This is a genomic window from Mycobacterium paraseoulense (genome assembly GCF_010731655.1).
Taxonomy (GTDB): domain Bacteria; phylum Actinomycetota; class Actinomycetes; order Mycobacteriales; family Mycobacteriaceae; genus Mycobacterium; species Mycobacterium paraseoulense.
This window is the reverse complement of sequence record NZ_AP022619.1, coordinates 3023134-3037666: the sequence shown is the minus strand read 5'-3', so window position 1 is coordinate 3037666 and position 14533 is coordinate 3023134. Positions and strand designations below refer to the sequence as shown.

15 protein-coding genes, 1 tRNA gene and 2 pseudogenes are annotated in these 14533 nt (G+C 69.3%); 10 read left to right on the top strand and 8 right to left on the bottom strand.

Annotation, left to right across the window (positions count from 1 at the left end):
* Nucleotides 1-51: 51 nt before the first annotated feature.
* Together G6N51_RS13920 and G6N51_RS13915 are read left to right on the top strand one after the other, a co-directional pair.
* A complete protein-coding gene (locus tag G6N51_RS13920; protein ID WP_083166922.1) occupies nucleotides 52-1533 on the top strand; it encodes a S1C family serine protease in 1482 nt (493 codons plus the stop codon).
* The gene (locus G6N51_RS13915) at nucleotides 1533-2090 is read left to right on the top strand and encodes a MogA/MoaB family molybdenum cofactor biosynthesis protein (protein ID WP_067921405.1); all 558 of its coding nucleotides are present in this window, start codon (nucleotides 1533-1535) and stop codon (nucleotides 2088-2090) included. Before G6N51_RS13920 ends, G6N51_RS13915 begins: the two co-directional genes overlap by 1 nt.
* Nucleotides 2091-2116: 26 nt before the next feature.
* Here G6N51_RS13915 and mscL read toward each other — a convergent pair whose 3' ends face one another.
* The 4 genes from mscL to G6N51_RS13895 all read right to left on the bottom strand — a co-directional run bounded on the left by mscL (nucleotide 2117) and on the right by G6N51_RS13895 (nucleotide 4391).
* Nucleotides 2117-2575 carry a large-conductance mechanosensitive channel protein MscL gene (gene mscL, locus G6N51_RS13910; protein WP_083166919.1) on the bottom strand — a complete coding sequence of 153 codons (459 nt, stop codon included), beginning with the start codon at nucleotides 2573-2575 and terminating at the stop codon, nucleotides 2117-2119.
* A 66-nt stretch (nucleotides 2576-2641) separates the two neighbouring features.
* Nucleotides 2642-3310: an SAF domain-containing protein gene (locus G6N51_RS13905; RefSeq protein WP_083166916.1), complete on the bottom strand. Its 669-nt coding sequence runs from the start codon at nucleotides 3308-3310 to the stop codon at nucleotides 2642-2644.
* A gap of 66 nt (nucleotides 3311-3376) precedes the next feature.
* Nucleotides 3377-3709: an FmdB family zinc ribbon protein gene (locus tag G6N51_RS13900; protein ID WP_083166913.1), complete on the bottom strand. Its 333-nt coding sequence runs from the start codon at nucleotides 3707-3709 to the stop codon at nucleotides 3377-3379.
* Between the two features lie 88 nt (nucleotides 3710-3797).
* Nucleotides 3798-4391 carry a 5-formyltetrahydrofolate cyclo-ligase gene (locus tag G6N51_RS13895; protein ID WP_083166910.1) on the bottom strand — a complete coding sequence of 198 codons (594 nt, stop codon included), beginning with the start codon at nucleotides 4389-4391 and terminating at the stop codon, nucleotides 3798-3800.
* 76 nt (nucleotides 4392-4467) lie between these two features.
* On the opposite strand from G6N51_RS13895, the gene G6N51_RS13890 reads away from it, so the two are divergent.
* From G6N51_RS13890 to G6N51_RS13870, 5 genes are all read left to right on the top strand, one after another.
* Entirely contained in the window at nucleotides 4468-5379 is a 912-nt protein-coding gene (locus tag G6N51_RS13890) for a UTP--glucose-1-phosphate uridylyltransferase (RefSeq protein WP_083166907.1), read from the top strand.
* An 83-nt stretch (nucleotides 5380-5462) separates the two neighbouring features.
* Nucleotides 5463-6752, top strand: a complete 1290-nt coding sequence (gene glp, locus G6N51_RS13885; protein ID WP_083166904.1) for a molybdotransferase-like divisome protein Glp — start codon at nucleotides 5463-5465, stop codon at nucleotides 6750-6752.
* Nucleotides 6753-6773: 21 nt separating this feature from the next.
* The gene (locus G6N51_RS13880) at nucleotides 6774-7427 is read left to right on the top strand and encodes a GNAT family N-acetyltransferase (protein WP_180134418.1); all 654 of its coding nucleotides are present in this window, start codon (nucleotides 6774-6776) and stop codon (nucleotides 7425-7427) included.
* A gap of 163 nt (nucleotides 7428-7590) precedes the next feature.
* Nucleotides 7591-8637, top strand: coding sequence for a divisome protein SepX/GlpR (gene sepX, locus G6N51_RS13875; RefSeq protein ID WP_083166901.1), 1047 nt, complete (start codon nucleotides 7591-7593; stop codon nucleotides 8635-8637).
* 46 nt (nucleotides 8638-8683) lie between these two features.
* A tRNA-Ala gene (locus tag G6N51_RS13870) sits at nucleotides 8684-8756 on the top strand.
* 36 nt (nucleotides 8757-8792) lie between these two features.
* Here G6N51_RS13870 and G6N51_RS13865 read toward each other — a convergent pair.
* The 3 genes and pseudogenes from G6N51_RS13865 to G6N51_RS13855 all read right to left on the bottom strand — a co-directional run.
* Complete coding sequence (locus G6N51_RS13865) at nucleotides 8793-9266, bottom strand: LppA family lipoprotein (RefSeq protein ID WP_083166898.1); 474 nt, start codon at nucleotides 9264-9266, stop codon at nucleotides 8793-8795.
* A 95-nt stretch (nucleotides 9267-9361) separates the two neighbouring features.
* Entirely contained in the window at nucleotides 9362-11302 is a 1941-nt protein-coding gene (locus G6N51_RS13860; protein WP_083166894.1) for a putative alpha/beta hydrolase, read from the bottom strand.
* Between the two features lie 91 nt (nucleotides 11303-11393).
* A pseudogene (locus tag G6N51_RS13855) lies at nucleotides 11394-11594 on the bottom strand (hypothetical protein); the annotation flags it as partial.
* A gap of 7 nt (nucleotides 11595-11601) precedes the next feature.
* Between G6N51_RS13855 and G6N51_RS13850 the strand changes: the two are divergent.
* The 3 genes and pseudogenes from G6N51_RS13850 to G6N51_RS13840 form a co-directional block, all read left to right on the top strand.
* Nucleotides 11602-12062, top strand: a pseudogene (locus G6N51_RS13850) (cytochrome P450); the annotation flags it as partial.
* A gap of 109 nt (nucleotides 12063-12171) precedes the next feature.
* Nucleotides 12172-13317 (top strand): M20/M25/M40 family metallo-hydrolase, encoded by a 1146-nt coding sequence (locus G6N51_RS13845; protein ID WP_083166891.1) that lies wholly within the window; start codon nucleotides 12172-12174, stop codon nucleotides 13315-13317.
* A gap of 85 nt (nucleotides 13318-13402) precedes the next feature.
* Entirely contained in the window at nucleotides 13403-13654 is a 252-nt protein-coding gene (locus tag G6N51_RS13840) for a hypothetical protein (protein ID WP_083166889.1), read from the top strand.
* 13 nt (nucleotides 13655-13667) lie between these two features.
* On the opposite strand, the gene G6N51_RS13835 is transcribed toward G6N51_RS13840, so the two are convergent.
* The gene (locus tag G6N51_RS13835; protein WP_083166886.1) at nucleotides 13668-14408 is read right to left on the bottom strand and encodes a class I SAM-dependent methyltransferase; all 741 of its coding nucleotides are present in this window, start codon (nucleotides 14406-14408) and stop codon (nucleotides 13668-13670) included.
* Between the last annotated feature and the right edge of the window lie 125 nt (nucleotides 14409-14533).

The window sequence follows — 14533 nt, the reverse complement described above, 5'->3', positions numbered from 1 at the left end:
CCCGTCGAGCCGACGAGCCGAACGGAGATAGAGGAAGTGCGACCCAGCGACATGACGAATGACCCGAGGTATTCGCCACCGCCGCAGCAGCCGGGATACCGTCCCGCGCCGAATCAGCCTGCGCCCGCCCAGAGCCACCCGGGGACCTCCGCTTACGGCCAGGGGCATCAGCAACCGTCGTATAGCCAGCCATTCGACTGGCGCCACCAGTCGCACACGACCCAATTCCGGCAGCCATACGACCCCTACGAGCCGTTCAGTGGCACCGGTCCGGGCCGGATACCGGGGGGGACCGGGGTAGGCCCGATCCCCGCGGGCGCCGGGACGGGCCCGATGCCCGGCATGCTGCCGCCGATGCCGCCCGGCGCCCAAAGGCGGCCCCGCGCAGGGCTGTTGGCCGTCGGCGCGTTGGCCATCGCGGTGGTGTCGGCCGGCATCGGCGGGGCCGCGGCCACGGCCGTCGAGCTCGGCACGCACCCGACCACCGGCAACGGGCACACCGTCATCGGCGCCCCCAGCGTTCCCGCGGCCAACATGGCGCCCGGCAGCGTCGAACAGGTCGCCTCCAAGGTGGTGCCCAGCGTCGTCATGCTGGAGACCGATCTGGGCCGGCAGTCCGAAGAGGGCTCCGGCATCGTCCTTTCCGCCGACGGCCTCATCCTCACCAACAACCACGTGGTGGCGGCGGCCGCGGGGCCGCCGAAGGCGCCCGGCGTTCCCGGCGCTCCCCCCGGCGGCCCGCCCGGGGGGCCCGGCGGCGGGCCTGCTCCCAAGACGACGGTGACCTTCGCCGACGGCCGCACCGCGCCGTTCACGGTCGTCGGCACCGATCCGACCAGCGACATCGCCGTGATCCGTGTGCAGGGCGTGTCCGGCCTCACCCCGATCGCCCTGGGTTCCTCGTCGGATCTTCGGGTGGGACAACCGGTGGTGGCCATCGGGTCGCCGCTGGGCCTGTCGGGCACGGTGACCACCGGGATCGTCAGCGCCCTCAACCGGCCGGTGTCCACCACCGGTGAGTCGGGCAACCAGAACACCGTTCTGGACGCGATCCAGACCGACGCGGCCATCAACCCGGGTAACTCCGGCGGCGCATTGGTCAACATGAGCGGGCAGCTGGTGGGCGTGAACTCGGCGATCGCCACCCTGGGGGCCGACTCGCCGGACGCCCAGAGCGGTTCGATCGGGCTCGGGTTCGCCATCCCGGTCGATCAGGCCAAGCGCATCGCCGACGAGCTGATCAGCACCGGCAAGGCGTCCCACGCCTCGCTGGGCGTGCAGGTGACGAACGACAAGGGCGCCCCGGGCGCCAAGGTCGTCGACGTCGTGCCGAACGGTGCGGCCGCGGCCGCCGGCGTCCCCAAGAACGTGATCGTCACCAAGGTCGACGACCGCCCGATCAGCAGCGCCGACGCCCTGGTCGCCGCCGTGCGGTCCAAGGCGCCGGGTGACAAGATTTCGCTGACCTTCCAGGATCCCGCTGGTGGTGGCAGCCGTACCGTGCCGGTGACTCTGGGGAAGGCGGATCAGTGATGCGAGTCGAAGAACCCTCGGCGGCGGGATTGTCGGAGCTCGGTTATACGGTGGCACCCATGGAGACGGGTGCCGAATTGGTGGTCGGCCGGGCCCTTGTCGTGGTGGTCGACGATCGCACCGCCCACGGCGACGAGGACCACAGCGGGCCGTTGGTTACCGAGCTGCTGACCGAGGCGGGATTCGTCGTCGACGGTGTGGTGGCGGTCGCGGCGGACGAGGTGGAGATCCGCAACGCGCTCAACACCGCGGTGATCGGCGGGGTCGACCTGGTGGTCTCCGTCGGCGGGACGGGCGTCACGCCGCGCGACGTCACCCCGGAGGCGACCCGCGAGATCCTGGACCGCGAAATACTCGGCATCGCCGAGGCCATCCGGGCGTCGGGGCTGTCGGCGGGCATCATCGACGCCGGCCTGTCACGCGGCCTGGCCGGGGTATCCGGCAGCACGCTGGTGGTGAACCTGGCCGGCTCGCGGTACGCGGTGCGCGATGGCATGGCGACGCTGAACCCGCTGGCCGCTCAGATCATCGGGCAGCTGTCGAGCCTGGAGATCTGACCGCCCGAAAAGCAGTCTCTGCCGGCCTATTGCGACTCGGCGTCGGCGCGGGGACCGTGTGCCGGCGGGGGCGTGGTGCCGGTTTCGCCGTGCCTGCCGGACGAGTCGCCGTTGGTCTGGGCGAGCAGGTCGCGGATCTCGGTGAGCAGAACGACCTGGGCGTCGTCCGCCTGCTCGACCTCGCCGCGCTTGCGCAGCGTGTTGTAGGGCAGCACGACGAGGAAGTAGACGACGGCGGCGACCAGCACGAAGTTGATGGCGGCCGACAGCAGGATGTTCAAGTCGATGGTCTGGCCGCCGCCGATGCTGATCTTCAGCACGCTGACATCGGAGTGTTGGTTGACGCCGATCCGGTTGATCAGCGGTGTGATGATGCTGTCGGTGAACTTGGTGACCAGCGCGGTGAAGGCGGTACCGATGACCACCGCGACGGCCAGGTCGACGATGTTGCCCCGCGCGAGAAACTCCTTGAACCCTTTGAACATTCAGATGTCCTTCCTGGGATTGAACAGAGTTTGCTGTCGTTCGCAGGGCCGACGGCGGCGAGGCGCTCAGTGCAGGGTGAGCGTCACCGCCTGACCCAGCGCCGAACCCGCCACCGTGTTCGCCACGCGAGCCGGCAGCGCAACCAAGACTACGCGGTCACCGTCGCCGGCCTGGACCTTTGGCTTGGCCGACACGAGCACCACGACGGCGTCGGTGGCCACCACCTTGGGAGCGGCCGGGGGCGTCTCCGGCGACCCGGTCGCCGGTGCGGCCAGCACGTCGACGACGTCGCCGACGCGGACCAGGTCGATCAGGGCGCTGTCGGCCAGACGCAGCGGCACGATGCGGGCGCCGGGTCCCGCGGTCGACTCGGCCAGCCGGCTGCCCAGCACCCGCACGTCGGTGAGGACCTCGCCGCTCCTGGTCGGGCCGGCCAGGATGGAACCGATCACGGCGCCGACGTCGGTGCGTGCCCCATCGGGGACGGTTGTGGCCAAACGCTTTTCGAGGCGGACATCGGCTGGGGTGAGTGCCATGCCGGGCCGTAGGTCGTGGTCGGCGACCACTACCTCGGCGTAGTCACCGGCGGGGTGGGAGCGCAACGCTGCCAGGCCGGCCAACACGACAAGCCCGCCGGCGGCGACTCGCCGCGCCAGCACGGTCCTGGTCCAATCGGGGCGCAGCCACGTCGAGAGGCGGCTGAACAGGCTGGGGTTCAGCGACGGTTCGCCCATCCCGCAACGGTAAGCGCACCGCGGTCAGCGGCGAATGCCTGCGGCGACGGGTTTGTGGATAACCCGTCAGCTCGAGGCGGCGGCGGACGCGGTGGCGCTGCTGGTCGACTTCTCGGCGGATCCGGACTTCTCGCCGGACGCGGACTTCTCGCTCGATCCCGAGCTCGACCCCGAATCGCTCGACGAGGATCCGTTGGGGGAGGTCGTCGGTTTCTTGCCGGACTCACGGCTGTCGGTGCGGTAGAAGCCGCTGCCCTTGAACACGACGCCGACGGAGTTGAAGCGCTTGCGCAGCCGCCCGGAGCAGCGCTCGCAGGTGGTCAGCGCATCGTCGGTGAAGGCCTGCACGATGTCGAAGCGATCGTCGCACTCGGTGCACTGATAGCTGTAAGTCGGCACGAAAACCTCCGGATGATTGCAAAGTCTGTTAGCACTCTAGCGTCTCAAGTGCTAGAACCGCCACGTGACGCCGCTCATTCCCGATCCGTTACCCGAGGGCGATCAGGCCCGCCCGCGGCGTGAGCGCGTCGGTCATCGGTACGTCGTGGGCCTCGGCGGGTAAATCGTCCACCAGCTCCGCGTCGCGCACCACCGCGACCAGCCGCGCGTCTGGGTCGCGGGCGGCCAGCGATCGGTCGTAGAAGCCGCGGCCCCGGCCCAACCGGACCCCCGAGCGGTCGACCGCCAGCGACGGCACCAGGATCAGGCTCGCGTCCGCGATCGCGGACGGCGGGAGCCATGGCTCCGGCGGCTCCAGCAGTCCCCACCGCGCGGCGGTCAGCGTCCCGGGCCGATATTCGCCCCAGCGCAATGGCTGCGGCGTGTTTCCCGCGGTGGTGCGCGCAACCGGCAGCAGCACTCGCCCGGACCGGCGCAGCAACACGTCCAGCATCTCGACCGACCCGGGCTCGGCGCCCACCGGCACGTACGCGCACACCGTGCCGCCGCTGCTCACGATGTTTTCCGCGGCCTCCAGTCGCTCACACAACATTTCCGCCTCGCGGGCCCGAACGACGTCGGCAACGCGGCGCCGGGCCGCCTGGAGCTGCTCACGCAACGCGGCCTTACTGGTGGTCGCCATGTCTCAACCATCCCAGCCGGGTCTTTGCCCGCGCCACATCGGATCGGCGATGCGCGTTCGGGTTATCGTGTGAACAATGTCAAGCCCAAAAGTGGTGGTCCCACACACGGCGATCGTGCCCGCCGCCGGTCTTGGTACTCGCTTCCTGCCCGCGACGAAAACGGTGCCCAAGGAGCTGCTGCCGGTCGTCGACACCCCCGGCATCGAGCTGGTCGCCGCCGAGGCGGCCGAGGCGGGGGCCGATCGCCTGGTGATCATCACCTCCGAGGGCAAGGACGGCGTCGTCGCGCACTTCGTCGAGGACCTCGTCCTCGAGGGCACGCTGGAGGCCCGCGGCAAGAAGGCGATGCTGGACAAGGTGCGCCGCGCGCCGCAGCTGATCAAGGTCGAGTCCGTGGTGCAGGCCGAGCCGCTGGGACTGGGGCACGCCATCAGCTGCGTGGAGCCCACGCTGGCTCCCGACGAGGACGCCGTGATGGTGCTGCTGCCCGACGACCTGGTGCTGCCCACCGGCGTCCTGGAGACGATGTCCAAGGTGCGGGCGCACTACGGCGGCACGGTGCTGTGCGCCATCGAGGTGACGCCCGAGGAAATCAGCGCCTACGGGGTTTTCGATGTCGAGCCGGCGCCCGGCGACGACAACCCTGACGTGCTGAAAGTCAACGGCATGGTCGAGAAGCCCAGGCGCGAGGAAGCCCCATCGATGTTCGCCGCTGCGGGCCGTTACGTGCTCGACCGCGCTATCTTCGACGCGTTGCGCCGCGTCGACCGCGGGGTGGGCGGGGAAATACAGCTCACCGATGCGATCGCGTTGCTCATTTCCGAGGGCCACCCCGTGCATGTCGTCGTGCATCGCGGATCTCGACACGACTTGGGAAATCCCGGCGGCTACCTCAAGGCTGCGGTTGACTTTGCATTGGATCGTGACGACTACGGCCCGGATTTGCGGCGATGGTTGGTGGCGCGGTTAGGCCTGGCCGAGAAGTAGCCGGCTTTGAACGCCCGGCCCACGACGGCGCCCCCGCTGGGGCATTGAGGGCCTAGGCCGCCGCCAGGGCAGAGAGGCGCGCTGTGCGTTCTGTGGAGGAGCAGCAGGCCCGGATAACCGCCGCCGCGGTGGCTCCGCGGCCCATCCGGGTGGCCATCGCCGAGGCGCAGGGATTGATGTGTGCCGAGGAGGTTGTGACCGAGCGCCCGATGCCCGGTTTCGATCAGGCCGCGATCGATGGCTATGCGGTGCGCAGCGTCGACGTGCTGGGCGTCGGCGAAGTGGGCGCCGACGCCCTGGGTGAGCCGCCCGGCGACGCGGAGCTCGAGGAAGACCGGCGCGAGGGCCTCGTCCTGCCCGTGATGGGAACCGTCGAGGCCGGGGCGCGCACGCCCAGCCGGCTGCAGCCCCGCCAGGCCGCCAGGGTGCACACGGGCGCCCCGCTCCCCACACTGGCCGACGCGGTCATCCCGCTGCGCTGGACCGACGGTGGCAGCACGCGGGTGCGGATTCTGCGCGGGGCGCCTTCGGGTGCGTATGTGCGCCGCACCGGCGACGATGTGCAGCCCGGTGACGTGGCGGTGCGCGCCGGAACCGTCATCGGCGCCGCCCAGGTCGGCCTGCTGGCCGCGGTCGGCCGCGAGCGGGTGCTGGTGCATCCGCGGCCCCGGGTGACGGTGATGGCCGTCGGCGGCGAACTGGTCGACATCTCGCGGACCCCGGGCAACGGCCAGGTGTACGACGTGAACTCCTACGCGCTCGCGGCGGCGGCCCGGGACGCCGGAGCGGAGGTCAACCGCGTCGGCATCGTCAGCAACGAGCCCAAGGAATTCCGCGAGATCATCGAGGGTCAGATCAACCGCGCCGAGGTGGTGGTGATCGCGGGCGTCGGGGGCGCCGCTGCCGAGCCGGTGCGCGCGGTCCTTTCCGAGCTCGGGGAGATGGAAGTCGTCCGCGTCGCGATGCACCCGGGGTCGGTCCAGGGGTTCGGTCAGTTGGGCCGCGACGGCGTCCCGACGTTCTTGCTGCCCGCGAACCCGGTCAGTGCCCTGGTGGTCTTCGAGGTGATGGTGCGGCCGCTGATCCGCCTCTCGCTGGGCAAGCGCCAGCCGATGCGCCGGATCGTGCAGGCCCGCACGCTGTCGCCCATCACGTCGGTCGCCGGGCGCAAGGGCTACCTGCGCGGCCAGCTGATGCGCGACCAGGAAACCGGTGAATATCTGGTGCAGGCGCTGGGCGGGGCCCCCGGCGCGTCCTCCCACCTGCTGGCCACGCTCGCGGAAGCGAACTGCCTCGTGGTGGTGCCGACCGGCGCCGAACAAGTCCGCACCGGCGAGATCGTCGACGTCGCCTTCTTGGCCCAGCGCGGTTAAGTGCAACGACTCCACGGGCTCGTGAACCTGTTGCGCACCAACCCCCGCCACCCGGGTTGGCCGCTGGACGTCGGTCCGTTGCGGGTCCCGGCCGGGGTGGTCCGGCTGCGGGCCGTGCGGATGCGCGACGGCGCCCAGTGGAGCCGGATCCGGTTGGCCGACCGCGCGCACCTCGAGCCGTGGGAGCCCAGCGCGGAGACCGATTGGACGAGCCGGCACACGGTCGCCGCGTGGCCGGCGTTGTGCTCCGGGCTGCGTGCGGAGGCCCGCGCCGGCCGCATGTTGCCGTACGTCATCGAGCTCGACGGTCGGTTCTGCGGCCAGCTGACCATCGGCAACGTCACCCATGGGGCACTGCGGTCGGCGTGGATCGGCTATTGGGTACCGCGGTCGGCGACGGGCGGCGGGGTGGCCACGGCGGCGTTGGCGCTGGGGCTGGACCACTGCTTCGGCCCGGTGATGTTGCACCGCGTCGAGGCCACGGTGCGGCCCGAGAACGTCGCGAGCCGCGCCGTGCTGGGAAAGGTCGGATTCCGCCAAGAGGGGTTGTTGCAGCGCTACCTCGAGGTGGACAAGGCGTGGCGCGACCACCTGCTGATGGCCATCACCGTCGAGGAGGTGTCCGGATCGGTGGCGTCGACGCTGGTCCGCGCCGGGCACGCCAGCTGGGCCTGAGCACCCCTAGCGGGCCGGCCGCAATGTGGCTACCGCGACACGAGTGACTCATGGTGCTTGTGAGAGCGAAATTACAGGTGTGTAATTGTCCTGGTCACTCAGACCCGGCCGCGCTGGCCACCGGTGGGCCTCGCGGGATCGGAAACGAAGAGAGCAGGTCGTCATGCCAAGCATTCCGCAGTCACTGTTGTGGATCTCGCTCGTAGTGCTCTGGCTGTTCGTCTTGGTGCCGATGCTCGTCAGCAAGCGCGACGCCGTGCGGCGCACCAGCGACGTGGCGCTGGCGACCCGGGTCCTCAACGGTGGGGCGAATTCGCGGCTGATCAAGCGCAGCGGTCCCGCCGCCGGGCACCGCAGCGATCCCGACTGGCAGCCGCCGGAAGAGGCGGCCGACAACGAGCTCGACGACGAGCGTGACCTCGCCGGGGACGAGCACGACGACGAAGAACACGGCGACGACCACGACACCGACGAGCTGCGCCAGCTGCGACCGGTGGTCGTGACGGCCGCGGCGCCCGAGCGCCCCGATCCCGACTACCTCGACGTCGACGTCATCGAGGATTCGCAGGCGCTCCCCGCCGGCGTCGCTGCCGTGGTCGAGGACGAAGCCGAAGCCGACGAGGACGACGAGGAGTCCGACACCGACGTCGTCGCCCACGCCGGCGACGAGGACGACGAGGGCTACGAATACATCGAGGACTCCTCCGGGTTGGAGCCCGAGGCGGAAGCCGACGACGAGGAAATGCCGGCGCCGGTGCCGCGGAACGCCTCGCGGCGCCGCCGGTTCGACGCGAAAACCGCCGCCGCCGTCAGCGCCCGCAAGTACAAATTCCGCAAGCGCGTGCTGATGGTGATGGCGGTCGTGTTGGTGGGCTCGGCCACGGCCGCGTTCAAGATCTCGCCCAGCGCCTGGTGGGCGTGCGGCACCGCCACCGCCGTGACGCTGCTGTACCTGGGTTACCTGCGGCGCCAAACCCGCATCGAGGAAAAGGTGCGTCGCCGCCGGATGCAGCGGATGGCGCGGGCGCGGATGGGCGTGGAGAACGCCTACGACCGCGACTACGACGTGGTGCCGTCGCGGCTGCGGCGCCCGGGCGCGGTGGTTCTGGAGATCGACGACGAGGACCCGATCTTCGAGCATCTGGACTACGCGATGCCGATGCGCCACTACGGCTGGTCCAGGGACTTGCCGCGGGCCGTCGGCGAGTAGTGCGGTTCGGCGGTTCGGGCCGCGGCTGGTAGCCTGCTAGCGATCAGGGGCTATGGCGCAGTTGGTAGCGCGACTCGTTCGCATCGAGTAGGTCAGGGGTTCGAATCCCCTTAGCTCCACAAAGTTTGACCAGGTCAGGGTCGCTCGTCGCCCACCTATTTCTTGTCACGCGGCAGCCGGCAGCCGGTGTAGCCCGAGACGACCAGGTTTCCCCGGTAGCCGACTTTGATGAAGATCCCGGTGGGGCCGTAGAAGCCCACGTCGTGGTTTCCGGGGTTGTTATGCATCACCTGCACGTCGGTCGCACCGATCTTGGCGGCCGCCTGTTTGGCGGCCTCTTGGATGGCCGTCCACTGTTGCTCGGAGACCGCCACATTGGCGGCCACGGCGTCGGGCAGGAAGTACCGCTTGCCGTCGGTTTGCTCGTACGGTCGCTCGCAGATGTCGCCGGAGCCTTCCTGCGGCGTCTCCCAGGTGATCGAGGGAACGACATGGCTTGCGGCGGCGGTGATCTCGTTCATCGCCGCTTGGACCTGGGCCTGGGTGTCCTCGAACGAGGGCAGGGACTTGAGCACCTGTAGCGCCTTGGCGGCGTCATTGGGTGGGGTGGGTGCGTAGGGCTGGGACACGTGGCATCCTCCTGCGGCTAGTGCGATTGCGGCCACGGCGGTGCACAGGATCCGGTGGCGTCGCGGGTTGCGGGAACTGGTTGCTCGGTTGTTGCTCACTTCGTGGGAACCGCCTTGTCGCCCAGTCCGGCGAGGACGGCGGCGATGTTGTAGTTGGTCGTTCTGAGCCCTCCGCCGTCGGGAAAGCGGGGGTAATCGCTGTGACCGTGCGCGTCCTGGAGGGTCAGGGTGCCGCCGTGGCCGTCGGGGACGGTGGCGGGGCCGGTGGCCAGGTGGGTGAAGTTGGGGTTGGTGGCCGGGTTCGGGCCGAAGTGGCCGGCGCCGGTGGCGTCGGCCGTGCCCAAGACGCTTTCGGCGAGGTCTCTGAAGGGCGGCGGGAGGAACGGGGCCACGTCGTGGGCGATGGCGGGGCCGTCGTAGGTCCATTGGATCGGATCGTCGGGGGTCTCCATGGTGAACACATGGCCGGGCTGCAGGTGCAGTTGCCGGGGTGTGGAGGCTTCGATGCCGGGCGAGCCGTAGAACAGCGCCCGTGACACCCCGTGATCGCCGGGCTCTTGTAAGGCCAGCCCGGTGGTCAGTGACCCGTAGGAGTGTCCGATCGCGGTGAGGTCGGCCGGCCCACCGTGGTGGGCGGCCTGTATCCCGTCGTAGAAGCCGGCCAGGTCATGCGCGCCGGCTCGGGCGACGGCGTCGTGGCTGACGTCCCACCCACCGGCGAGCGATTTGCCGAGATCGTCGAACCCCGGCACCTGGGGCGGGTCATAACCGATCCACGCAATCGCCGAGACGGTGTCGTGTTCGTGGCCGGGGGTCAGGTTCAGTTGGCGCAGGGCTTCCTTCCGGACGTCGGTGGCCTCCGACACCATGCCGCCGATGGCGCCGCGAACGGTGGTGTTCAACCCAGGCGCGGTCACCGACACATGGGTGGCCGTGTCGGGGTCCCCGACGGCGATCGCGGCCCGGGCCTGCTTGCCGGTCTTGGTGTCCAGCAGCATGAGCTTGCGGTCCGGGCTCGCTTTGACGGTTCTGTCGACGGCCTGCAGGTCGGGCAGGTACTTGGCCCCGTCCCGGGCGGCGTCGTATCGGCGTTGCCACGCCTCGTAGGCGAGGCGATCGTCGAAGATCGCCCCCGGCTCGTTGGGGGCCGGAATGTTCTTGCCCTCCGCCCAATCGGGATGCTGGGCCTTCAGCGCATCGGCCTGCGCGGCGGCGGCCTGAGCGCGGCCCAGTTCGTCGGCGAGATCGAGCCGGTTGTAGTGATCGCGGTCCACCGCGGGCATCCCGTTGTGGTTTCCGATCAACGGATTCCGTTGGTACTCACGGTCTTTCTGTGCGGGCGTCAGAGTGCTCCAGACCTGCGCGAACTCCTTGGGGTCGTCGGGCAGGTCCGGCACCGGCGAGAGCGGACCCTCGACCGCCTGGATACCCGACTGGTCGTATCCATCGCCGTGCAGGGCGCCCAAAGACTTCTGCAAGGTGTTGGAGTAGCCGTCGCGGATCGACTGCAGCTGGTGCAGGGCATCTCTGGTCTCGTCGGCGGCGTCGGCTTTGGCGTCCTTGATCAACGATTCGAGTTGGGACCGGCTGTTCGCGTCGAGGTTGCGATCCTTGAGATCCTCCATCGCCGCGCCGATCAGTTTGTCGAGCAGCTGCAATTGCCGTTCCAGCGCGGCGATCTGTTGAGCGCCGGCTTTTTGCGCCTCGGCCAGGGCGGCGGCGATGGTTTCCAAATCGGCCGCGATCTTGGGCAGTTGCAGGGACTGCGCCCCAAGCGACTTGACCGTGCGCTGCACCTCGGCGGAGTCGTTGATCGGATGGTCGCCGTTCTGGTGGTTCCACGCCGCGTCGAAACGCTGACGGGCTTGCTCGAACGCATGGTCCGCCTCGGCCGTGCACCGGCCCGCGTCGTGGAAGGCACCCGCCAGTTGAGAGATCTCGAGCGGACTCCCGGCCTGCAGGCTCCGGTTGATCGCCCACGGGTCGCCGCCGGCCTGCGCGATCAGATCGGCAACGTTCAGCCAGATCAGCTGCATCGCACCGCCAGAAGTTCGCTACTTGTTCCCCGGACCGGCCAATGACGTTACTCCGCGTGTCGGGATCCCGTGCTCGCGCAGACTCAACTGTTCACGGGTGGGTGACGAGATACGTTTCGTTGTCCAGCTCGGCGGTGAGCTCATCGATGTTGAAGGGCCGGGCGAGCCGAGCGTGCAACGCCGTCGGGTCGATCAGGAGGCTGATCTCGGCGGTCTGAGGGGCGAACAATCGGCCGATGAGTGGATAGATCCGGCGCATGATCGCGCGCTCACCGGCGGTGCAACGAGATGCGCCATTCCTGATCGGTTCTGCCGCTTGGATTTTGGCGACGCGGCCGGACATCCAGCGGCAGGTGCGCGATCAGCCGGATCTGCTCGGGCCGTTTCTGGAAGAGGTGCTGCGCTACGAACCGCCCTTCCGGGGGCACTACCGGCACGTCGTCAACCACACCGAACTATGCGGCGCCGCATTGCCGGCGGGTTCACGGCTGCTTTTGTTGTGGGGGGCGGCCAATCGCGACCCCTCGCATTTCGACAATCCCGGGGAATTTCGCCTCGACCGCCCGGCGGCCAAGGGCCATATCAGCTTCGGCAAGGGAATCCACTTCTGCGTCGGGGCGGCGCTCGCACGATTGGAGGCAACCATCGTGCTGGGCCAACTTCGGAGCGGACCTCAAACGTCACGGCCGCCGAGGTGGGGAAGTGGCTGCCCAGTCTCTTGGTGCGGCGCCTGGAACGACTGGAGCTCGCGTACGCGTAGGCGCCTTGGCCCTTCCGCCTCCCGGATCCAGCGCACGGGATTCGCGCGATTGCCCGTTACGCGTGCGGGGTATTGATCCTTTCGACGAGCCACAGAACGAAAGGACCGCATGGCGACGCGCGAGAACAACGCGGCCGACGGCCTGCTGCAGGAACTCCTCTGGGCATACGGGCCCTGCGGCCAGGAAGCCGCCGTCCGCGCGGTGTGTGCCCGCGAACTGCAGCCCGTCGTCGACGACATGTGGACCGACGACGCCGGCAACCTGATCGGGTACGTCGCCGCCGAGCCCCCGGCCGGCGACGTCGGGCGCGGGCACCGGCACCGGGTGTCCTCGGCGGCCGAACCGGGCGTCGCGACGCGGGTCATGGCGCACCTGGACGAGCTGTCCATGCTCGTCAAACGGGTGGAGCCGGACGGCGCCCTGCATGTGACCCAGCTGGGCACGATGTATCCCGGCAACTTCGGCCTTGGACCGGTCGCAGTGCTCGGCGAGCACGAGACACTGACCGCGATCCTCACCCTGGGCTCCGAACACACCACCCAGGAGAGCCAGCGGATCTGGCAGACCAAGCCCGACAAGGGCGACCGCGCCCTGGACTGGCATCACGTCTACGTCTTCACGGGTCTGAGCACCGACGAGTTGGAGGTCGCCGGGGTGCGCCCCGGCACCCGGGTGTGCGTCGACCGCAGCAAGAGGACGCTGGTCGAGTTCGGTGGCTACCTGGGCTGCTACTTCCTCGACGACCGCGCCGCGGTGACCGCCCTGCTGCGCGCCGCGCGCCAGCTGCGCGACCGTGGCCAGCGACCGGTCGACGACGTCTATTTCGTGTTCACCACCAACGAGGAGATCGGCGGGGTGGGGGGCACCTACGCCAGCGGGTCGTTGCCCGGGACCCTCACCCTTGCCCTCGAGGTCGGCCCCACCGAGCGCGAGTACGACACCAGCGTCACCGGCGGGCCGATCGTCGGCTACAGCGACGCCTTGTGCGTCTACGACAAGGACGTCGCCGACCGGCTGATGGGCATCGCCACCGAGCTCGGCCTGTCGCCACAGGCGGCCGTGCTGGGCGCCTTCGAGTCCGACGCGTCGCACTCGAAGGCCAGCGGGCTGACGCCGCGCGCGGGTCTGTTGTGCGTGCCCACGCTGAGCACTCACGGTTTCGAAGTGATTCCGCGCAGCGCCATCGACGACATGGCGTCGATCATCGTCGAATTCGTGCGGCAGCCCGGTGCGCATGCGCGCGGGGAAGATTAATACGGTCCCAAAATTTGCCTGAACATTGCCTAAGAGGCGCGTGGCGGCGCCGGGCGCGTCGGACTAGCGGCCCTACGGTCGACAGATGAACGTTGACTACTACCTGCAGAAGGTGCCGGTTGAGTCGGTGCGGCCAGGCTTCTCGCTCGCCGTCGGTGACGGCGGTGACTATCGCCTGTTCCGGGTGGAGTGCACGCAGATGACGCAGCGCAGCGCGCAGCCGGTGATGTTCACGCTCACGTCGGAGGCCGTGGACGGCGGTGCCCCCTGGGTGCTGGAGTGCGAGGCGGGCACGCCGGTGGTTCGGGTCCTCGGCGTGTGCAAGGCGGCTTCCTGAGGTCTGCCAACCGTCAGCCGGGCTTTGCTGCGGCGACGAACTGCAGCGCGCGCTGCGTCTGCTGATCGACGTCGACCAGCCCGGCCGACGAGAACAGGTCGACGAAGGCGTGCCGGTCGAACATGGTGAGCCCGATGACGCCGGCGCCGGCGGTCATCACGTGCCGGATTCCGGGCAGGTCCGGGACAAAGCTGGTGAGGACCGCGATGCGACCCCCGGGCCTGAGCACCCGCACCATTTCGTGTGCCACCCGGAACGGCTCGGGCATCAGGTACAGGGCGCCGAAGCAACAGACCGCGTCGAAAGTCGCGTCGGCGAACGGCAACGCGCGGGCATCGCCGCGGACATAGCAGGTCCGCGGCGTGCTGTTGTCCAGGACGGCCCGCGTCAACATCGGTTCGGAGATGTCGAAACCGACCGCGAGTCCGCCATCCGGTAGTTGTCCTGCCAACGAGCCGGTGAAATTGCCTGGGCCGCAGGCGACGTCGAGCAATCGCCCCGCGGTGGACACCCGCAGCGCCGATGCCGCCCGCCGTTGTTCGGCGAGGGTGGTAACACCGCTGGCCGCGTAGAACGCCGCCGGGCGCCACAGGCGCTCGTAGACTGTAGCGACCAGGGGGCTGTTCATGGCGCGCTGCGCGAACGTCGGGGCCGGAGAACTCGTCGATTCGCCCAATACGTCGAGGAAACCATGCCGCAGCGCGGCGTCCTCGGTCAGCAGACCGCGGGTCAATTCGACTGCACCCTGGCTCATTTCGTCGCTTTCTTTCGGGCGTGGACCTGGTGGGACAATCCGCAGGTGAATCCCCATTTTTCTGCCGATCCGACTGCTACGCTAGGGCTCTTCCGCGAGAGGCGATGCTCTGGGGCCTCTCGCAG